The following is a 20,424-nucleotide window of genomic DNA, read 5'->3' as shown; positions in this document are numbered from 1 at the left end:
CCCGATTAGAGAATAGTAAGCCGACATGTTAGACGCAATAGCAAAAGGACTGGCCAAGGTTTTTGGTACCAAGTCCGATAGAGATATCAAAGAACTGAGCCCACGGGTGAAGGAAATCAACGCAGAATTTGAAAAACTTAAGGCAATCAGTGATGATGAGCTGAGAGCTAAGACTACACAAATCAAAGAGCGCATCAATGACTTCCTCCGTCCTATCGATGAAAAAATCGAAGGAGTGAGAGCAGAAATTGAAAAGCTACCAGCTCAGGCCATCCATGAGAAAGATCAACTTTTCAATCAAATTGATCAATTGGAGAAGGAGCGCGATGAATCGCTGGAGAAAGTTTTGGAGGAAGTGTTACCTCAAGCTTTTGCTGTGGTGAAGGAGACGGCCAGAAGATTCAAGGAAAATGGAAGCCTGCAAGTGCAGGCCAATATCCGTGATAAGGAATTGGCAGCCAAAAAAGACAATGTACAGATCGAAGGAGAAAAGGCGATCTGGAAAAATTCTTGGATGGCAGCAGGAACCGAAGTGGTCTGGGATATGGTGCACTATGATGTGCAGCTGATCGGTGGTATGGTACTCCATAAAGGTAAAATCGCCGAAATGGCCACTGGTGAAGGTAAGACGCTCGTGTCTACGCTTCCAGCTTATCTCAATGCATTAGCAGGGCGTGGCGTGCATGTAGTTACAGTCAATGACTACCTAGCCAAGCGTGACTCCGAATGGAATGCGCCACTTTTTGAATTCCATGGCTTGACGGTGGATTGTATCGACAAATACACCCCAAATAGTGAAGGCCGTAAAAAAGCCTACAAGTCAGATATTGTTTACGGAACCAACAATGAGTTTGGCTTTGACTATCTCCGTGACAATATGGCTCGTGATGCCAGCGATCTTGTTCAAGGCAAGCATCATTTTGCGATGATTGATGAGGTCGATTCTGTATTGATTGATGACGCTAGAACTCCGCTGATCATCTCTGGTCCTGTGCCAAAGGGGGATGTCCATGAGTTTGACGACATGAAGCCTCGAGTGGCGGCCTTGGTGGATGAGCAGCGAAAGCTGGTTCAAGGATTTTTGACTAATGCCAAAAAGCTTATCGCCGATGGCAATGAAAAAGAAGGTGGACTTTCGCTCTTCCGAGCATTCCGAGGCATGCCAAAGTACAAGCCTTTGATTAAGTACCTATCTGAGCCAGGCGTTCGTGTGATCCTTCAGAAAACAGAAAATTTTTACCTGCAGGACAACAAGAAAAATATGCCTGAGGCAGATGAACCACTACTTTTCACTATTGATGAAAAAACCAACGTAGTCGATCTTACTGACCGCGGCATCGAAACGATGACCACCAAAAATGAAGACACGGAATTTTTCGTGATGCCTGACATTGGGGTGGTGATTGCAGATTTGGAAAAGAGTGAATCTTTAGATGAAAAAGAAAAGCTCATCCGAAAAGAGGAAGCGATTAAAGATTATGGAGTCAAAGCTCAGCGAATCCACACGGTAAATCAGCTTTTGAAGGCCTATTGTATGTTTGAGCGAGATACTGAATACATCCTAGTGGATGGAAAAGTGAAAATCGTGGATGAGCAAACAGGCCGAGTGATGGAAGGGCGACGCTATTCTGACGGTTTGCACCAAGCCATCGAAGCTAAGGAAAATGTGAAAGTAGAAGATGCTACACAGACCTACGCTACGATTACTCTTCAGAATTATTTCAGAATGTACCATAAGCTGTCTGGTATGACCGGAACTGCCGAGACAGAAGCTGGAGAATTCTGGGAAATCTATAAGCTTGACGTGGTGGTGATCCCGACAAACAAGCCGATTATCAGAGCAGACAAGGAAGACAAGGTCTATAAAACCGTACGCGAGAAATTCAATGCTGTAGTAGATGAAATCAATGAATTGGTAGCTCAGGGACGACCAGTCCTCGTCGGTACCACATCGGTGGAGATTTCAGAAGTATTGAGTAGAATGCTCACCTTGAAAAAGGTGCCTCACCAAGTACTGAATGCGAAGCAGCATGCCAGAGAGGCAGATGTGGTAGCTGAAGCCGGTAAGCCTGGAACAGTCACCATTGCCACCAACATGGCCGGTCGTGGTACGGATATCAAATTGACCCCAGAGTCCCGTGCAGCGGGAGGTTTGGCCATCATCGGTACTGAGCGCCACGAATCTCGACGGGTCGATCGTCAGCTGAGAGGACGTTCGGGTCGACAAGGAGATGTGGGTTCCTCGCAGTTCTTTGTGTCGCTGGAGGATAGTTTGATGCGACTTTTTGGTTCCGATCGTATCGCAAAACTGATGGATCGCATGGGTCTTGAAGAGGGAGAAGTGATTCAGCACTCCATGATCAGTAAGTCTATTGAGCGCGCTCAGCGTAAAGTGGAGGAAAATAACTTTGGCACAAGAAAGAGACTGCTCGAGTATGACGATGTGATGAATTCACAGCGTGAGGTGGTGTACAAGCGAAGAAGAAATGCGCTAAAAGGAGAAAGATTGGAGCTGGATATTTTGAATATCCTTTACGATGTGTGCGAGGGCCTTGTAGATATGGGTAAGTCCACCGAAGATCAGGAAAACTTCCGAATGAATGTATTTACCACTTTGGGCCTTGACTTTCAAGTTTCTGAAAGTGATTTGAAGACCAAGGATGCCACTGTTTTAACCCAAGAGCTGTACCAGTTAGCTTTCGAAAGCTATCAGGACAAGAATAAGAGAATCATGGTGACGGCCATCCCTGTATTCCAGAAGGTACAGGAGGAGCGTGGAGCCACTGTGAAAGATATCATGGTTCCCATTTCGGACGGTGTCAAGCAAATCGGTGTGGTTGTGAATCTGGAAAAAATGCTCGAAACAGAAGGCCGCGACTTGATCCGATCTTTGGAGAAAAATGTGACTTTGGCGATTATCGATCAAAATTGGAAGGAACATCTACGCGATATGGATGATCTGAAGCAGTCGGTACAAAATGCCGTTTACGAGCAGAAAGATCCACTTTTGATTTACAAATTTGAGGCCTTTGAGATGTTTAAGCGCTTCATTGGTAAGTTGAATGAGGATGTAACTTCATTCTTGACTCGGGCTGACTTGCCGAAGCAGGATCCATCCCAGGTCAATGCGGCTCAGCCAAGAAGACAGCAAGAAGCCAATGTGCAAGCGTCAAAAGCTGAAGTATCCAGCAGTCTAAATCCTGGTGCAAATCGAGCAGCTGCAGCCGCGGCTTCGGCAGGAAGAGAAGCTGTGCAGGTGGTAGCACCTCGAAAAGTAGACAAGACCTACGGAAGAAATGACCGAGTTTCGGTACAATATGTGGACGGGAAAACCGTCAAAGACGTGAAGTATAAGAGTGTGGAGCAGGATGTAGAGTCCGGAAAGTGTGTGATTATAGAATAGAAAAGCAATGAAAACCAAGCTGGTAATTTTAGGAGGATTGATCATCTTAATGGGTTGTAAGGCATCAGGCCCAGCGAGCTCTGGTGTTGCGGATTATTCCAATTATTCGGAAAATTTGCAGAGCTCCTTACCCAGCTATCCGGATTACTCCGAGCAGATTGCATCGCTTAATAGTCCACAGGAAAACTCGAATTTGGCAATCGACGACAGGCTTGCTCAACTGAGAATGGAAACGGTGAGAGCAAATGAATCTGAGCCATATTTCGATGGTTTCTCTGTTTTGGTGTACTCAGGCATCAGTAGGACTGATGCTTTCAAGGCACAGGAAGATTTGGAGACCTTTTTCCCTGAGCTAAAATCAAGAATGCAATACGAGCAACCTCGATATTTGCTTAAGGTCGGACAATATATCCACCGAATCGAAGCACAAAGAAACTATTCCTTGATTAAGGAGACTTTCCCTATGGCTCGAATTATTCAAGACCGTATACAACGAAAGGATTTCCAAATCCAAAAAGTCACAGATGACTATGCTGAAGGAGAAAATTAAGAACCTGGCCAAGGATTTAAAGGATGAGATCATCCAAAACCGCCGACACCTTCACGCTAATCCAGAGCTTTCCTACCAAGAATACAATACCGCAAAATTTGTCCAAGCTAAGCTTGAGGAAATCGGTATCAATGGACTAGAACAAAAGGCAGAAACAGGCTGGACAGCCTTGATTCAAGGGAAAAACCCCTCAAAAAAAGTAATCGCACTTCGAGCTGACATGGATGCCTTGCCCATTATCGAGGCCAATGATGTGTCTTACAAGTCGAAAACTCCTGGTGTGATGCATGCCTGTGGACATGATGCACATACGGCTTCACTTTTGGGTGCAGCCAAAATCCTTCATGGAGTTAAAGATTCATTTGAAGGGACGATCAAACTTATTTTTCAGCCGGGTGAGGAAGTAGCTCCAGGAGGTGCTTCTTTGATGATTCGGGACAAAGTACTGGAAAACCCCAGACCTAATGGTATTATCGGTCAGCATGTGATGCCCTTCATTCCAGTAGGTAAAGTTGGCTTTCGGCAGGGGATTTATATGGCTAGTGCAGATGAATTGTATATCACGGTGAAAGGAAAGGGTGGACATGGAGCTATGCCTGAAACTTTGATCGACCCAGTACTGATTGCCTCTCATTTGATTGTTGCTTTGCAACAGGTAGTCAGTCGTGCCGCCAGCCCTAAGGTACCTAGTGTGCTCTCATTTGGACGTGTGGAGGCGCTTGGAGCGACGAATGTGATTCCCAATGAGGTGAAAATTCAAGGCACTTTCCGAACGCTAGACGAGCCATGGAGAGCGAAAGCTCATCAGAAAATGCTCCAAATTGCCCATGGCATAGTAGAAGGAATGGGTGGTGAATTGGATTTTGAAATCCGGAAAGGGTACCCTTTTTTGAAAAACGATCCTGAATTGACTGCTCGTGCCAAAGAAGCCGCTGTAGAATACTTAGGAGCCGAAAATGTAGTGGATCTGGATATTTGGATGGCAGCAGAAGACTTCGCGTACTATTCACAAGTTGTAGATGGATGTTTCTATCGATTGGGTACGAGAAATGAAGCCAAGGGGATCGTATCCGGTGTACACACTCCTACTTTTGATATTGATGAGGATGCTTTGGAGATTGGTGCAGGATTGATGGCTTGGCTGGCTGTGGCCGAACTCCAGAAAAGTTAATCTTAGAATAAACTTACTTTGGATTTCTCCCTGTATTTTCGCGATTCAATATTTTCCCAATGAAAAAACTACGTCTTCTTTCCCTTCTTTTATTTTGCTGCACACTTTCTTCCCAGGTTTTTGCTTGGGGACAAATCGGGCATTACCTGATTGGCTATATGGCTGAAAAGCAAATGAAGAAATCCACCTTGAAAAAGGTAGAAAGTGTCATTTATCCGATGTCCTTGGGAAGAAGTGGCACTTGGATGGATGAGATTCGGTCGGATCGATCTTATGATTATGCGAATACTTGGCATTATCTCACTTCGAAAAACGGAGAATACGATCCAACAATCCAAGAAAAAGATGGAGATGCTTTTGAAGCGATAAAGCGGTTGAAAGCAGAATTGAAAGCGGGAGGACTTTCTCCAAAGGAGGAAGCTGAAAAGCTGAAAATGCTAATTCACATTGTTGAAGATATTCATCAACCTTTACACGTAGGCACGGGTGAAGATCGTGGAGGAAATGATGTTCGAATTGAATTTTTTAATCAAGCGACTAATCTACATGCCCTTTGGGATAGCGGGATGATCGATAGGAAGGGAATGAGTTACTCGGAATTGGGTGATGAACTTTATCGAAGAGTGACTCCTGAAATGCAAAATGCCTATAGATCTGCTAGCATGGAGGATTGGTTGAAAGAGGCCGTGGCCTTGAGACCTTTGGTGTACAAACTTCCTGAGAGCAAGAAAATCAGCTGGGTGTACATGTATGAGGCGAACGATACGGTGGAGGAAAGGCTGATAGCAGCTAGCGTTAGGCTTGCCCAAATCCTTGAAGAAATTTATGGCTAGTCTCAAAATAATATAAATAATTATTGGACTAGCCCTAAAGGCCAAATCCATTTTTTATATTTAGAAGGTATTTGCCTTCCTAGATGTACAGAATTTTACTGCTAGTCACTTCTTTTTCTTTGTTTTCCCATTTGAGTCTTTCTCAGGATTTGAGGACTAGGCTTGGGCGCTCATTCGTAAATCCAGACTCTGCGGACATTATTTTTGAGTTAGAAAAAGTAAATCTCAAGAATGCTGGGGATAGTGGCATCTACTTTTTTTTCTATGCCGAGAAATTCAATAGAGCCCAAGACCAAAATGAAAAGGCAAAGGAATACTTTTTAAAAAGTGCCTCCCTGCTTGATCCTGACCGCACTTCGGATATGATCAGCCTGTGTTATATCCGGCTCAACCGACTGGAGTCCATGGCCGGAAACTGGGATCAATCACTATTCTATTCCCAAAAGGGCTTAGAAAATGCCACAGCGGCGCTGGATACAAACTATATGGGCTATGCCTTGTTGGATATTTCTGTGGTGTACCATGATATGGAAGATTATGCCAAGGGAGTAGAATACGGAAAAAAAGCCTACAACCTCCTCACGGAATTTTCACAAGGAAATCCAACCTTCGAAGCCTTTGCCCTGAATGCTATCGGTATCAATTTTGACGACTGGGGTAAGCCGGATAGTGCCCTTTACTATCACTTCAAAATCATTGAAAATATTGACCAGCTCGATAGCACAAGGATTTCTTTCACCTTCAATAATATTGGAAATACGCTCCTAAAGCAGAAAAAGTATGCGGAAGCACAGTCATGGCTTGAAACAGCAGTGAGTGTGAATAACCAAGATGAAGATGCTTATAGCCTGGCCGCCAACTACACCAATCTTGCCACCATTGCTTACAATTTGAATGATTTTGGTAAGGCTTATATCATGATGGATTCGGCTGCGAAGTATGTGGAGATTAGCCAATCCACGGAGAAAAAACGTGACTATCTCTATGAGCAATTTCGGTTTCATAAGGCTATGTCCAAACCGGAACAGGCCATGGCTTATTTGGAAGAATACGCGGTACTCAAAGACTCCATTTTTAAAGAAGAGCGGGTAAAGCTCATGGGCGAACTAGAGGCCAAATATGAAATCCAAACCAAGGAACGAGAGCTCGCAGAGTCAAGAGCAACTCTTGCCGAAAATGAAGTTCTAATCGGTAACCGAAACAATCAGCTTCTTTTATTACTCGTGTTAATCCTGATAGTTTTGGGTGTTGCCTTTTTCATTTATTACCGGCAAATGACAAAAAATCGCCATCTCGAACAAGAGGCAAAACTACAGGCGATTTTGTCCGAACAGGAGACCCAAAAGAGGCTTCAAGAGCAACGAAATAGGATTTCGTCAGACCTACATGATAATATTGGCGCCCAGCTTACATTCATCGTTTCTTCTTTGGATAACTTGAAATACATTGAGCTTTCGAAGGAAAAAATGGCAAGTAAAGTGGATCAGATTTCTGCCTTTACTGTGGAAACGGTAAACGAACTGCGCGATACCATTTGGGCCATGAATAAGGATCATATCAGCTTGGAGGATCTTCAAGTTCGGCTCAGCAATTTGATTAATAAAGCTCAAGCGTCCTTCCCTAATCTACATTTTGAGCTCCAGTTTGATGAAAAATTGTCGATGGATCAGAAGCTGAATTCAATGGAAGGAGTGAATATGTATCGTGTGGCTCAGGAGGCTGTCAATAATGCCGTGAAACATTCCGGAGCGAGTCAGATTACAACTTGGCTTGGAACCGAAGCTGGAAAAGTAGCACTGAAAGTACGAGATAATGGAAGAGGAATATCAGAGCAAAATGGCTTGGGGAATGGCTTGAGCAATATGAGAACTCGAGCAGAGCGAATCGGGAGGAAATTAATTCTCAATTCTTCAGCTCAAACTGGAACTGAGGTCTGTATTTTATAATTTGAATATGAAAATAAGACTAGCTGTCGCGGAAGACAATTCTTTTTTACTGAAAGCTATTTTGGAGAAGCTTTCGTTTTTTGATGAATTCCTTGTGAAGTATTCAGCCTCGAATGGGCTTGAATTGATCGAAAAACTGGATAAAAATCCTAATATCGACCTCATTTTGATGGACATAGAAATGCCCAAAATGAATGGAATTGATGCAACGGCCGAGATTTCTAAAAAATATCCTCAAATCAAGATTGTCATGATTACCGTTTTTGACGATGATGAGAATATTTTCAAAGCGATACAAGCTGGAGCTAATGGTTATTTTTTAAAGGAAGTAGATGCTAAGATGCTTCATCAGGGTATTCTGGACACTTTGGAAGGCGGAGCCGCGATGACTCCATCAGTTGCCATGAAGGCCTTGAAACTGCTCCGAAACCCGCCTGATTTTGAGGAGCCCAAAGAAGATATCCGACTGACCAATCGTGAAATTGAAATCTTGGAGCAAATCTCAAAAGGACTTAATTACAATCAAATCGGCGAAAATCTCTTTATTTCTCCCAAAACGGTCCGTAAGCATATTGAAAATATCTACAGCAAACTCCAAGTACATTCCAAACTTGAAGCGGTGCAAAAAGCTGTGAAAAATCGGATTATTGAAGGATAAAAGAGATTAAAGTATAAAATGTAAAGTGAAGTCACTGAAACTTTAAATTTTTAATTCCTCACTTTAAACTCACGAGAAGCTCTATCCAAAAATTCGATGAATTCTTGAATATCTGTTTCATATCCTCGTGGAGGAGCGAGTAACTTTTCCTGATGATCCAAGATCACATAATAAGGCTGCGCATTGTTGTTGAATCGGGTAATCTGAAAATCTGCATTTTGCTTTCCAAGCGTCTTTTTGACCTTGTCGTCATAGGTTGAGGTGTACCATTCACTTTCCGGAAGCTCTAGACGCTCATCGATGTACAAGGCCACCATCACAAAATCATTTTTCAATCGAGTCAAAACTTGGGGGTCAGACCAGACGTTTTCCTCCATTTTTCGGCAATTCACGCAGCCATGTCCAGTGAAGTCGATGAGTAAGGGTTTTCCTTGAGCTTTTGCAGCGGTTAAGGCCTCTTCATAATCGAAATAGCCTTGTATCCCGAAAGGAATTTCCAGCAAATCACCATATTTTACTTCATTGGTCTCTACTTCCGTAGTGGAATACCCTTCTCCGATTTTCCAATCCTGTGTGGTCAAAGGAGGCAAATAGCCGCTTAGATATTTGAGCGGAGCGCCCCAAAGACCTGGGATCATATAGAGTACAAACATAAAAGTAAAAAGCGCTAACAGTAATCTAGGCACCCCGATATGATCCAGTGGAGAATCGTGTGGCAATCTAATTTTACCTAAAAGGTAAAGGCCTAGAGCAGCGAAAATCACAATCCAGATCACCAAGAAAATATCTCGATCCAGAATGCCCCAATGATAGACCAAATCGGCTATGGAGAGAAACTTGAAGGCTAAAGCCAGTTCGAGGAAACCCAAAACCACCTTCACCGAGTTGAGCCAACCCCCGGATTTTGGGAGTCTATTCATCCACTCAGGGAAAATCGCGAATAGGGTGAATGGGATGGCAAAAGCCAGCGAAAAGGAAAACATTCCTAAAATTGGCTTGACCAATTCCCCGCCAGCGGAGCTGATGAGAATGGACCCTACAATGGGACCTGTGCAAGAAAAAGAAACCAAAACCAAGGTGAAGGCCATAAAGAACACTCCGGCCAAACCTCCTTTTTCTGCCTTTTCGTCAACTTTATTGACTAAACCAGAGGGAAGGGTAATCTCAAACATGCCCAAAAAAGCAAGAGCAAAAAAGATGAAAATTCCGAAAAAGAATAGATTGGGAAGCCAGTGTGTGGCGAGCCAATTGGCAAACTCAGGACCCTGAATCGCAGAGACTGCCGTTCCTGCCACGGTGTAAATGCCGATGATGGAGAATCCATAAATGAAGGCATTACGAATGCCAGCCGCCTTGCTGCTCGCACGGCCCGTAAAGAAGCTCACGGTCATTGGAATCATCGGAAAGACACAGGGCGTCAATAAGGCCGCAAGACCAGCCAGGAAAGCCAAAATCATAAAGCCCCATAAGGACTCCTGCTGCTCATCAGGCAATTCGAAGTTTACTGCCTCAGGCGAAGTTGTTTTGACTTCACTTTTCTGATTTTGATCTAGATTTTCTGGTGTTTCCTCAAGTGTGAAGAGGTTGCCTTCGTCATTTGTTTCGGCGCTATTTGTGGAGCTCTGGCCTATATTTGCAGCGGGTGATTCTAAACTTGCGATGCTCGCAAAAGAAAAATCCAAATCCACATCTTCCTCATAATTAATGCATTGACCGGTAAGGTCGCTACACATTTGATAGATTAGAATTCCTGAAATTCTTCCACTTGTTTTCTTGAGTTTCAGTCCTTGTTCAAATCGACCTGTACCCATAAAATAGGTGACCTCACCTTCCCAAACCTCTTCATATTTGGTTTTGGGGTTGATCGCTTTTAAGCCACCGGCGAGTTCCACAGCATCAGAGGGCTGCAGCTCGAGCTGGGTACGAATGGGGCCTAAATCAGCAGAAAACTCATTGGAATAAATGTACCAACCAATTGGGATCTTAGCGGTGAAGATGATTTTTGCCTCATCTAATTGTTCCTGTTGCTCCAAATCTATGGTCCACTCAGGTGGAGAGATGATTTGTCCATTTACGGAGTAAAAGGAAAAAAACATACCCACCAAAAGGAGTAAACGGCTGAAATTTAGAGGGAATTTCATGGAGCTATCAAGGAATGTTATTCAAATCAATCTTGTGTAGGATAAGTTCACCTTTTAAGATTGACTTAAGTCACGAAATTTTTTGAAAAAGGCCGCAATCGTTTCAATACCGATGAAGTAATTTTTCACTCCATAATGCTCGTTTGGCGAGTGAAGCGCATCAGTATCCAGACCAAACCCGAAAAGAATGGGGTCTGTCGCCAGTTCCTTCTGGAATAGCGCTACGATTGGAATGGATCCACCTTCTCGAGTTGGGATTGGTCGTTTTCCAAAGGTTTCTTCCATGGCCGCTTCAGCTGCGCGATAGCCCACCGAGCTGTCAGACACCACTGCTGGAGACCCTCCGTGATGAGATTTCACTTTCACTTTGACGGATTTTGGGGCCACAGATTTGAAGTAATCCTCAAATAGTGTTGCGATTTCATGCCAATCTTGGTCAGGGACCAATCTCATGGAGATTTTTGCATTGGCTTTGGATGGCAATACTGTTTTGGCGCCTTCGCCTATATATCCACCCCAGATTCCATTCACGTCTAGGGTAGGTCTGATCCCTACACGCTCAATTGTCGTGTAACCCTTTTCGCCGTGAACGTCGGCGATATCTAATTTTTCCTTGTATTCATTTAGATCGAAAGGTGCAGCGTTTAGGCGTTTTCGCTGTTCCTCAGTCAAGGCTTGCACTTTATCATAAAACCCTGGAATGGTCACATGATTGTTTTCATCGAGCATGGAAGAAATCATTTGGCAAAGGATATTAATTGGGTTTGCCACTGCTCCACCATAGGTTCCGGAATGCAAGTCACGATTGGCACCGATTACTTCCACTTCCATGTAGGCCATACCTCGCAATCCAACTGTGATGGAGGGGTTTTGCATGGAAATCATGTGGGTGTCCGAAATCAAAATTACATCGGATTTAAGGCGCTCTTTATTTTCCACGACAAACTTTTCCAAATTGTCTGACCCTACTTCTTCCTCTCCTTCGATCATAAATTTCACATTGCAGACCAGTTCATTTTCGGCCATCATAGCTTCGAATGCTTTGATATGCATGTAGAATTGGCCCTTATCATCAGCGGATCCGCGTGCAAAAATTGCCCCTTCTGGGTGGATCTTGGTGTTTTTAATCACTGGCTCAAAAGGAGGAGAATCCCAAAGCTCATATGGGTCCGCTGGCTGTACATCGTAGTGGCCATAAACCAGTACGGTAGGTAGGCTAGGGTCGATTATTTTTTCTCCATAGACGATGGGATATCCGGGAGTTTCACAAATCTCAACAAGATCTGCTCCTGCTTTTTCCATAGCATCTGCCACAAATTTCGCCGCGGAGATGACATCATTTTTGAATTTGGGATCGGCACTTACTGAAGGAATTCTCAATAAATCGAGAAGCTCGTTGAGAAATTTATCTTGGTTTGCGCGGATATAATCGTTGACTGCCATATTTGGGGGTTTGGTTCCGTTAAAGTGCTCAAAATTATCCTTTTCGAGCTGAAATGCCTACTTTAAACCCATATTTCCACCTATAGTTTTGACTTTACTAAAGCATGAAAGCAATCATTTGTGAGGAGTTTGGACCTCCTGAAAATTTGAAATTTGGAGAGCTTCCAGATCCCAAGCCGGGAAAAGACCAAGTCTTAATCGCCGTGGAGGCTTGCGGGGTGAATTTTCCAGATTTCCTCATCGTACAAAATAAATATCAATTCAAGCCCGAATTGCCATTTTCACCTGGTGGAGAAGTGGCTGGTAGAGTGATCCGAGTGGGTGAAAATGTGACAGAATTTGTTGAGGGTCAGCAAGTGCTGGCGCTTTGTGGTTGGGGTGGATTTGCCGAGCAAGTCGTAGTAGACGTAGATCGGGTTTTCTCATTACCGCCTGGACTTTCCGCTGAGGTAGCTGCCACCACCTTATATACTTATGGGACTTCTTTTCATGCACTAAAAGATCGCGCAAAATTAGAGGAAGGCGAAACCTTGTTGGTTTTAGGAGCTGCAGGAGGAGTGGGCTTGGCGGCTGTGGAGTTGGGTCGATTAATGGGAGCCAAGGTAATTGCAGCAGCCTCCTCAGAGGAGAAATTAGCACTTTGTAAAGAAAAAGGAGCCCATGAAGTAATCAATTACTCAAAGGAGGATCTCAAGACGAGAATCAAAGAACTCACTGGCGGAAAGGGAGCTAATGTAATTTATGATCCTGTCGGAGGAATTTATACTGAGTCAGCATTGAGAGGGATTGCATGGAAAGGACGATACTTGATTGTTGGCTTCGCAAATGGAGAAATCCCCAAAATTCCAATGAATTTGCCATTGCTCAAGGGCTGTTCGATTCAAGGGGTGTTTTGGGGCCAATTTTCAAAGCTCGAGCCAAAACAAAGTTTTGAAAATATAGGGCAGTTAGTCAAATGGATCCTTCAAGGAAAAATTAAGCAGCATATCAGTAGAAGGTATTCACTCGAGGATTCTTCCGAGGCCTTGAAAGACCTTGAACAGCGTAGGATGCTAGGGAAAGGAGTTGTAGTGATCTAACAAATAAGGCCGGAAAATCCCGGCCTTATTTGTATGGGAATGTATTGGATTTAAGCCACTGCCTTCACATTGACTTCAATGTTTCCTCTAGTCGCTTTAGAATACGGGCAAACTTGGTGCGCTGCATCGACAAGTTGCTGTGCATGCTCTAGCGATTCCGCTTGAGGAATCTTTACTTCAATATCCACAGCAAGGCCAAATGATCCAGGACCGTAGTTTCCAAGATGAACTTTTGCTTTGATTTCTGAGTCTCTTAAACTGGTTTTGCCAGCTACAGCTCCTAATGCTCCACCGAAACAAGCTGCATAACCACAGGCAAAAAGTTGCTCCGGATTGGTTTTTCCACCCTCTCCCCCGATTTCCTTTGGCATAGCTACGTCAAAATCCAGCATACCGTCATCTGTGCGGACATGTCCTTTTCTTCCTCCTGTGTTTACAGCCACTGCTGTATAATCGATATTCAGTTTTTCCATGTTGATTCTTTTTTAATGGTTTGTAATTGTTCTAACAAAGCTTGAATTGTTTGGTTTAGTTCTGCTGTATTTTCTGTGAATCTTTCGGCTAAAGAATTTTCCATTTCTTTCAGGCTCTCCTCCACTCTGGACTGTAGTGATTTTCCGGGATAGGTCAGTTCGGCCGTGACGGTTCGTTCGTCGGCTTCTCCTCTTACTCGCTTAATGTAGTTTTGACTCTCTAATTTCTTTAATAATGGGGTCAAAGTTCCCGAATCTAAATTCAACTTTTCCCCAATTTGGTTTACGCGCAGACCATCGGATTCCCAAAGCTCAGACATGACCAAATACTGTGGATAAGTCAGACTATATTCCAGTAATTTTGACTGAATTAATTGAATCAAAAGTCTTGAAGAGGAATAGAGACCAAGAGAGATATCATGAGTTATTAACATTTTGCGCCTATTTGATTTAGCACAATTTAATTGATAAAAATTTTAAAAATGAGACCTATTAAGTTTTTTTATTGATTCACTACGAAAAGCAAATTTTTAGGTTTACGCCATTCTTGATCCCTGTTACGTTATTCACAAATATTTCTAATGTTTTTAAAATGTGGATGAAGACTAAATTTTATACCCATTTTCGTAATTGTAATGAAGCATGGTACTCGCTTCCCAATCACCTGCAAAGGTCTCAGCTTTTGGGTCCCAAATTAGAGACCGGCCTAGTTCGTGGGCAATATTTCCAATGGTACAAACGGTACAGGTACTATGTCCAATTTCTACTGGTACCATTGGTTCTTTTCGCATGATGACCGAATCGATAAAGTCAACGTGATGCGCTCCAAATCCAAATTCTTCACGAGTGAATTCACGCTTGCAAGCGTCCACCGAACTATCATATGCTCCTCTTGACACCGTGATCCATCCTTTTTCTCCAATAAACTTCACTCCTTGACGTCTATCGTCAAATGGAGCTACAAGCATTTCGATTCCGTTGGAATAGGTGTATTTCAAGGGTTGGTCACCTTGGTCTGGGATAATTTGAACAGGTCCGCTGCGATCCATTCCGATTCCCCATTGAGCGATATCAAACATGTGTGCTCCCCAATCAGTCATGAGCCCTCCGCCTGTATTCTTATACCAGCGCCAAGCTCCCCAAGCTTTTTCATTTTCTACTGGATCTAGTGAAATGGGAGGATTCAGATCTGGCATATAAGGCATATTTGGACGAGGTCCGACCCATGCTTTCCAATCCAAGCCCGCGGGTACGGTCTGGGCTTCATAATCCACTGCCTTTGGAAACGGGTCTGGACCGACATTGGCATACACAGTTTTTATTTTTCCTAAATAGCCTTTTTGGACCATACGCACTGCATGCTGAAAATTCGGAGCGGATCGCTGCATACTACCCACTGCTAGGACTATGTTATTTGAACGGACGGCGTGGACAAGCATTTGGCCTTCTTTTACAGTAAAAGTGAGGGGCTTTTCCAGATAAATATCTTTTCCTGCTTCGCAGGCGTGAATGGCCATCAGTCCATGCCAGTGATCTGGGGAGGCAATGACTACGGCATCGACTTCTGGATTATCTAGCAGCTCCCGGTAGTCATGCGAAAGCGAAATTTTTGGAGCAGCAGAGCCACGAGCTTTATACAGTTCTTGGGTTCGAAGTGCAAATCGTTCCCGCTTTACTTCATACACATCAGCCCCAGCTATTACTTCTACTGCTGGGTTTCGCATAAAATTATTCAGTAGCCCCATGGCCTGTCTGCCTAGCCCAATAAAACCGAGCCTGACTTTTTCTCCAGCTAAAGAAGGTGTGTTATTACTAGAAGCAAAGCTAAGGGTGGGCAAAGCTCCTAATCCGGCGGTAGTGAGAAGTGAGGTTGAAAGGAATTTTCTTCGGGAAAAATTTGATTTGCTCATGGGGTTTAGGTTTTATGGATTCTGATTCAATAAATTAGTGCTTTTCCTTTGAGTATCGAAGGATTCTCTGCAAAAATTCCATGGGTGGATGAAAGCCCAGGATGCCAGGTGAATAACCTCAAAATGAGTGAAATAGGAATATGACCATACAACAATTAGAATACTTACTAGCCGTGGATAAACACCGGCATTTTGGACATGCGGCAGATTCCTGTCATGTTACCCAGCCTACGCTCAGCGCACAATTGAGTAAGCTTGAAAAAGAGTTGGGCTTGGTGCTATTTGATCGAAGTAAAATGCCGGTAATTCCTACGGAAATTGGGGTTCAAGTGATCGCCCAAGCTAAGAAGGTTGTTTCTGAATCAAAGGGTGTTTATGAGCTGGTGGCTCAGATGAAAGGCGATGTCTCCGGTGTGATCAGTATCGGAATTATTCCGACGCTTGCTCCATATTTGCTTCACTTATTTGTGAGAAGCTTTCTTGAGAAGTATCCGAAGGTGAAGCTCAAGGTACATGAAATGGTTACGGAAGAAGTAGTGACTAAACTCAAAAATGATGAGCTTGATTTGGGAATCGTAGTTACGCCTTTGGGGGAGCAGGGAATTGTCGAAAAGCCCATTTTTTATGAAAAGTTTTTCGCCTACTTATCAAGTACCCATCCGGCTCTGCAAAAGAAGGAATTTCATCCAGAACAGATTGCAAAGGAGGATTTCTGGATTTTGAAGCAAGGGCATTGCTTTCGAGACCAAGTAATCAATCTCTGTGATCAATCGCTCAGTGGTCACCAAAATTTCCACTATGAAAGTGGTTCATTAGAAGGGCTCAAGAACATGGTAAATCGTTATCGCGGTGTCACATTGCTGCCTGAGCTAGCTACTTTTGAATTGTCTCAGGAAGAAAAAAGTAGAATTCGGCCATTTGCTGGCGAGACACCAATTCGTGAAGTGAGTATTATTTTGAACAGAAGCTTTCTCAAGCAGAAACTAGTCAAACTACTTCATGACGAAATCACCGCGGCTATTCCTGTTGAGATGACTTCTAAATCTCACGGGAAGATCGTTCGATTCAAATAGTCTACTGCTTGGTCAAAATGTAGTGATCTGCCAGATCCCCTGTGATTACCTCCCCATTCATATCTAGGTGCCAAAGTCTATTTTCACCTACTTTGTATTGATGTGGGCCCGAGCCGGTATTTTCTAAGGTTATTTTGCTTCCAGATTCACCCCAGGTAAAGCTACCTGAGTTTCTCTCCTCCAAGGCATCATTTCTGCCCAGATAATTGGTCACCAAAACGTAGGTTAGGTCGGTGTTCAATGTGAGAGTCGTTTCTATTCCTTCGCAGTCCGCACAGGGAATGGTTCCCTTGTAAGTGCCATTCCAATCTAGGCTTACTTGTGAGTTGTCACCCAGAGGTATATTGACTGTTTCTTCTTTGATATTTTCTTCTCCAGAGACTTCTTTAGAAATTTTGCTTTCGCAAGCACCTAATAAAAGGAGTATAAGGTAAGCAGGAATGAATTTGTTCATTTGAGTACAATTGACAGAAATGGGAAATTTATAAATTGCTAATCTCAAATTACGGTTTAAAACTTCCAATATGCCAGAGAATGCCACTGGGATCATGAAGAAAAAACTCGGCTCCCCATTCTTGGAATTGGATTGTCGATAGTCGAACGCCAGGGAATTTGTCAGGAAGACCCAAAACTTTTACCGCTTCCCAATAGGATTGAAGATCTTCCACTTCTAGGAAAAGCATGGTGTTATCCACCCAATCCTTCACAAAGGCTTTTTGAAGGTAAAAAAAGTGGCCTTCGGAAATGCGAATAACAGACATCACTGGTCCAAGAGACTTGATTTCAAATCCTAAGGTTCTATAAAAGCGAAGACTCTCCTCATAATCTTTGGCACCAATAAATGGCCGAATGGACTTGGCTTGTACTTTCATACACCAAACTGTGTTAGGTGGTGATCTAGGTGTTTGTAGAACAAGTTGTTCCACTCTTGAGCACTCATTTTGCCAAATGATAATGATTCTTTGCCTTCAAAATGAGCCTCTCCTAATTCGCTGCATTTTTTTAAGAATGCGATGAGTCGCTCTTTTTCTTCTTTGAAATTGCGTGCATCTGTGATCATAAAGGCAGGGGCAGTGCGGCTGTTTTTAGGGTAAGGGGTTTCATTTACCACCCCTTTTTTCACAAATGTTTTGAGCATAAAGCGCATCAGGGCGTTTGGCTTGGGATGTTTGTCCGTAAAAGCCATCTCATAGGCTACGTTGCAGTGTGCGAGCATTTGGTCTACACTCATTTTGCCCCATTGGGGCTTAGTATCCAAATTGAGTGCTTCGATGCGGGAAATGACCTCATCGGTGACTGAAGGAGAAAAAATATTTTTCATGACAAATGTGGGTTTTTGGTCAAGATACCAAAATAATTGAGGGGAAGGAATTAGGTACGACAAGAATTTTTTAAAATAAAATGGTTTATAATGTAAACCTATTTATATTTGAATCGTTAATCTTTTCAAACACTGAAAAAATGGAAAAAGAACTGACAAGTAAAGAGTCCTTAGAACTGATCACTCAGATGATCGGCAAGGCAAAAAGGCGGGCGGCCGGTGATGGGAGTTTTCAAATGCTTCTGTGGGGCTGGGCCGTAGCACTTTGTAATCTTGGACATTATGTATTGGCCAAAATAGATTATCCTGCACCTTATATAGTTTGGCTTGCGCTAATCCCAGTCGTAGGGGTAAGCATTTGGTTTTCGGTAACTAAATCCAAGAAAACTGGAGTGAAGACGCATTTGGATGCGGTCTTGAGTCAATTATGGCTTATGGTATTCCTAGGAATACTAATGGTTTTGGCCTTTATGCCTCAACTGAACTTCTATCAAAATCCTGTTATTTTGATTTTGGCTGGTATAGGCGTTTTTACTACAGGGGCGATGATTCAGGTGAATTTGGTAAAGTATGGAGGGATCATTTTGTTCATTGCAGCTTTGATTGCTTTCTTTTTGCCAATTACCGAGCAATATTTGGTGGCTGGAATCGCGATCATGATCGGATATCTGGTACCTGGTTATTCACTCAAAAAAAATAAGTCTTGAGCTCCTTTAGTCCATTGGATCCTCTTTTGCACTCCCAACTTCGCTTGGCCGTGGTCTCACTCCTTATTGGATTGGAAGAGGCCGAATTCACCTTTCTCAAAGAGGAAACTCAGTCCACCGCTGGCAATCTTAGTGTGCAATTGGATAAACTCGAAAAAGCTGGATACATCTCCATAGAAAAATCCTTTCGAGGTAAACGACCCTTGACCACATGTAAGATTACTCCTAAAGGCGTGGATGCTTTTGAGACGTATGTGGAAAATCTTAAAAAATATATCGAGTAAAAAATTTTCTCAATTTAGTTTATAATATAAACCAATTTACATTATGAAAACGAACATCAAATTTCTGCTACTTCCGCTACTCATTTTTACAGTGGCGATGACCTCTCCACAAGAGCTAATGAAAAAAAATTACCGCGCCTATCTTAGTGCTGATAAGGAAATTTGGAAGCAAAATGTTGCCTTGGCTACGAAGATTTATCAGGAGAATCAAACTGTGGATAACTTATTCAATCTTGCCCAAACTGAGTATGGTCTGCTGAATATCACTCAAGCCGATCAGGATGAGGATCTCTTTGATGATTATGTGGATAACTGTGAAGAGCACTTGGAAGAACTCACCAAGAGCAACAAATACACAGGGGAAGCTAATGCTATGCTTTCATCCCTAATGGGTTTCAAAATGGCCTATTCACCTTGGAAATCTATGACGCTTGGCCCTAAGAGCTCAAAGCTTTTAGAGAAAGCTGTGGAGATCAGCCCCAATTCACCAATTGTGCTCAAAATGCTAGCAGCTAACAAATACTTCACGCCTGCCATGTGGGGAGGCGATGTGGATAAGTCTTTGGAATTATTTAGAAAAAGTTCAGCTCTTTTTGAAAAAAGTGTGGTAAAGGCTAGCTGGATGCACTTAGACAACCTAGCTTGGGAAGGAATCATTCTCTCCGAGAAAGGAGAAAAAGAAAAGGCACGTGAAGTCTATGAAAAGGCATTAGATATAGAACCGAATTTTCACTGGGTAGGCAAGTCCCTTCTGCCTGCTTTGGATTAAGCTATTGATTTCAGAGGTTTTTATTCGGAAAAGGCTTGGGTTTTACCCTTGCCTTTTTTCTTTGGATGTTGTCCTAGTCAGTTTTGATAGCCATACAGATTGCTTTATTTTTGATCATTATGAAAAGGACATTTTTATTTCTTGTTTTTAGTCTTGGTCTACAATCTTTTGCTTTTGCGCAAGAGGAGGAAGAATCTTTTGAGGTAGAGATTGAGGGAAAACACACTATATCTCTGGTGCTGACACATTCTTGGATCCGTCAGGGGCGAAACTTTGAAGGAGATAAAGAATATCTGGTGGTCCCAGGCTTTGCTTTTGACTATAATTATTGGTTTACCGAAAAATGGGCTGTGGGATTGCACACGGATTTTTTGAATGAAAACTTTTTTGTAGAGACGAATAAGGGCGAGCTTCTCGAACGAGACCGCCCTATAGCCCCTGCTTTAATGGCGGTGTTCAAACCAGCACATCGTTGGTCGTTTGCTTTTGGTATGGGTCGGGAATTTGCTGATGAAGAAAGCTTTACACTCACACGATTTTCCATTGAGTATGGCGTAGAATTACCGAAAAGGTGGGAGGTTTTTGGTGTGCTTACTCAGGATTTCAGGTGGAATGCATACGATGCGACCAACATTGGAATTGGTCTTGCCAAAAGGCTTTAAG

20 protein-coding genes are annotated in these 20,424 nt (G+C 43.1%); 12 read left to right on the top strand and 8 right to left on the bottom strand.

Features of this window, described 5'->3' with window-relative positions; translation table 11 throughout:
• Window positions 1–25 precede the first annotated feature (25 nt).
• The 6 genes from secA to ACFOSV_RS07165 all read left to right on the top strand — a co-directional run bounded on the left by secA (window position 26) and on the right by ACFOSV_RS07165 (window position 8,561).
• Window positions 26–3,403 carry a preprotein translocase subunit SecA gene (secA, locus tag ACFOSV_RS07190; RefSeq protein ID WP_377904867.1) on the top strand — a complete coding sequence of 1,126 codons (3,378 nt, stop codon included), beginning with the start codon at window positions 26–28 and terminating at the stop codon, window positions 3,401–3,403.
• Between the two features lie 7 nt (window positions 3,404–3,410).
• Window positions 3,411–3,953, top strand: coding sequence for a hypothetical protein (locus tag ACFOSV_RS07185; RefSeq protein ID WP_377904865.1), 543 nt, complete (start codon window positions 3,411–3,413; stop codon window positions 3,951–3,953).
• Entirely contained in the window at window positions 3,934–5,124 is a 1,191-nt protein-coding gene (locus ACFOSV_RS07180; protein WP_377904863.1) for a M20 metallopeptidase family protein, read from the top strand. Before ACFOSV_RS07185 ends, ACFOSV_RS07180 begins: the two co-directional genes overlap by 20 nt.
• A 59-nt stretch (window positions 5,125–5,183) precedes the next feature.
• Complete coding sequence (locus ACFOSV_RS07175; protein ID WP_377904861.1) at window positions 5,184–5,957, top strand: S1/P1 nuclease; 774 nt, start codon at window positions 5,184–5,186, stop codon at window positions 5,955–5,957.
• 83 nt (window positions 5,958–6,040) lie between these two features.
• Window positions 6,041–7,903 (top strand): tetratricopeptide repeat-containing sensor histidine kinase, encoded by a 1,863-nt coding sequence (locus ACFOSV_RS07170; protein ID WP_377904859.1) that lies wholly within the window; start codon window positions 6,041–6,043, stop codon window positions 7,901–7,903.
• 7 nt (window positions 7,904–7,910) lie between these two features.
• Window positions 7,911–8,561 (top strand): response regulator, encoded by a 651-nt coding sequence (locus ACFOSV_RS07165; protein ID WP_377904857.1) that lies wholly within the window; start codon window positions 7,911–7,913, stop codon window positions 8,559–8,561.
• Between the two features lie 50 nt (window positions 8,562–8,611).
• Here the strand turns inward: ACFOSV_RS07165 and ACFOSV_RS07160 are convergent, their stop codons facing one another.
• Both ACFOSV_RS07160 and ACFOSV_RS07155 read right to left on the bottom strand, forming a co-directional pair.
• Complete coding sequence (locus ACFOSV_RS07160; protein WP_377904855.1) at window positions 8,612–10,702, bottom strand: protein-disulfide reductase DsbD family protein; 2,091 nt, start codon at window positions 10,700–10,702, stop codon at window positions 8,612–8,614.
• A 54-nt stretch (window positions 10,703–10,756) separates the two neighbouring features.
• Window positions 10,757–12,145, bottom strand: coding sequence for a dipeptidase (locus tag ACFOSV_RS07155; protein WP_377904853.1), 1,389 nt, complete (start codon window positions 12,143–12,145; stop codon window positions 10,757–10,759).
• Between the two features lie 104 nt (window positions 12,146–12,249).
• On the opposite strand from ACFOSV_RS07155, the gene ACFOSV_RS07150 reads away from it, so the two are divergent.
• On the top strand, window positions 12,250–13,224 hold the full coding sequence (locus ACFOSV_RS07150; protein WP_377904851.1) for an NADPH:quinone oxidoreductase family protein: 975 nt from the start codon (window positions 12,250–12,252) through the stop codon (window positions 13,222–13,224).
• A gap of 50 nt (window positions 13,225–13,274) precedes the next feature.
• On the opposite strand, the gene ACFOSV_RS07145 is transcribed toward ACFOSV_RS07150, so the two are convergent.
• The 3 genes from ACFOSV_RS07145 to ACFOSV_RS07135 all read right to left on the bottom strand — a co-directional run bounded on the left by ACFOSV_RS07145 (window position 13,275) and on the right by ACFOSV_RS07135 (window position 15,607).
• A complete protein-coding gene (locus ACFOSV_RS07145; protein ID WP_377904849.1) occupies window positions 13,275–13,697 on the bottom strand; it encodes an organic hydroperoxide resistance protein in 423 nt (140 codons plus the stop codon).
• Entirely contained in the window at window positions 13,685–14,131 is a 447-nt protein-coding gene (locus tag ACFOSV_RS07140) for a MarR family winged helix-turn-helix transcriptional regulator (RefSeq protein WP_377904847.1), read from the bottom strand. The genes ACFOSV_RS07145 and ACFOSV_RS07140 overlap by 13 nt, the downstream gene beginning before the upstream one ends.
• A 171-nt stretch (window positions 14,132–14,302) precedes the next feature.
• Complete coding sequence (locus ACFOSV_RS07135) at window positions 14,303–15,607, bottom strand: Gfo/Idh/MocA family protein (RefSeq protein ID WP_377904845.1); 1,305 nt, start codon at window positions 15,605–15,607, stop codon at window positions 14,303–14,305.
• Window positions 15,608–15,747: 140 nt separating this feature from the next.
• On the opposite strand from ACFOSV_RS07135, the gene ACFOSV_RS07130 reads away from it, so the two are divergent.
• Window positions 15,748–16,680, top strand: a complete 933-nt coding sequence (locus tag ACFOSV_RS07130) for a hydrogen peroxide-inducible genes activator (protein WP_377904843.1) — start codon at window positions 15,748–15,750, stop codon at window positions 16,678–16,680.
• 1 nt (window position 16,681) lies between these two features.
• Here the strand turns inward: ACFOSV_RS07130 and ACFOSV_RS07125 are convergent, their stop codons facing one another.
• From ACFOSV_RS07125 to ACFOSV_RS07115, 3 genes are read right to left on the bottom strand one after another with little or no spacing between them, the layout of a single operon-like run.
• A complete protein-coding gene (locus ACFOSV_RS07125; RefSeq protein ID WP_377904841.1) occupies window positions 16,682–17,134 on the bottom strand; it encodes a copper resistance protein NlpE in 453 nt (150 codons plus the stop codon).
• Between the two features lie 49 nt (window positions 17,135–17,183).
• Window positions 17,184–17,552 (bottom strand): glyoxalase, encoded by a 369-nt coding sequence (locus ACFOSV_RS07120; protein WP_377904839.1) that lies wholly within the window; start codon window positions 17,550–17,552, stop codon window positions 17,184–17,186.
• Entirely contained in the window at window positions 17,549–18,001 is a 453-nt protein-coding gene (locus tag ACFOSV_RS07115; protein WP_377904837.1) for a DUF1569 domain-containing protein, read from the bottom strand. Before ACFOSV_RS07115 ends, ACFOSV_RS07120 begins: the two co-directional genes overlap by 4 nt.
• Window positions 18,002–18,141: 140 nt before the next feature.
• On the opposite strand from ACFOSV_RS07115, the gene ACFOSV_RS07110 reads away from it, so the two are divergent.
• From ACFOSV_RS07110 to ACFOSV_RS07095, 4 genes are all read left to right on the top strand, one after another.
• Entirely contained in the window at window positions 18,142–18,708 is a 567-nt protein-coding gene (locus ACFOSV_RS07110) for a hypothetical protein (protein WP_377904835.1), read from the top strand.
• Window positions 18,705–18,992 (top strand): winged helix-turn-helix domain-containing protein, encoded by a 288-nt coding sequence (locus ACFOSV_RS07105; protein WP_377904834.1) that lies wholly within the window; start codon window positions 18,705–18,707, stop codon window positions 18,990–18,992. The genes ACFOSV_RS07110 and ACFOSV_RS07105 overlap by 4 nt, the downstream gene beginning before the upstream one ends.
• A gap of 43 nt (window positions 18,993–19,035) precedes the next feature.
• Window positions 19,036–19,761 carry a tetratricopeptide repeat protein gene (locus ACFOSV_RS07100; protein ID WP_377904833.1) on the top strand — a complete coding sequence of 242 codons (726 nt, stop codon included), beginning with the start codon at window positions 19,036–19,038 and terminating at the stop codon, window positions 19,759–19,761.
• Between the two features lie 119 nt (window positions 19,762–19,880).
• Window positions 19,881–20,423, top strand: a complete 543-nt coding sequence (locus ACFOSV_RS07095; RefSeq protein WP_377904831.1) for a hypothetical protein — start codon at window positions 19,881–19,883, stop codon at window positions 20,421–20,423.
• Window position 20,424 lies beyond the last annotated feature (1 nt).

It is taken from the genome of Algoriphagus namhaensis (assembly GCF_042649705.1).
Classification (GTDB): domain Bacteria; phylum Bacteroidota; class Bacteroidia; order Cytophagales; family Cyclobacteriaceae; genus Algoriphagus; species Algoriphagus namhaensis.
This window is presented reverse-complemented; position numbering and strand designations above follow the sequence as displayed.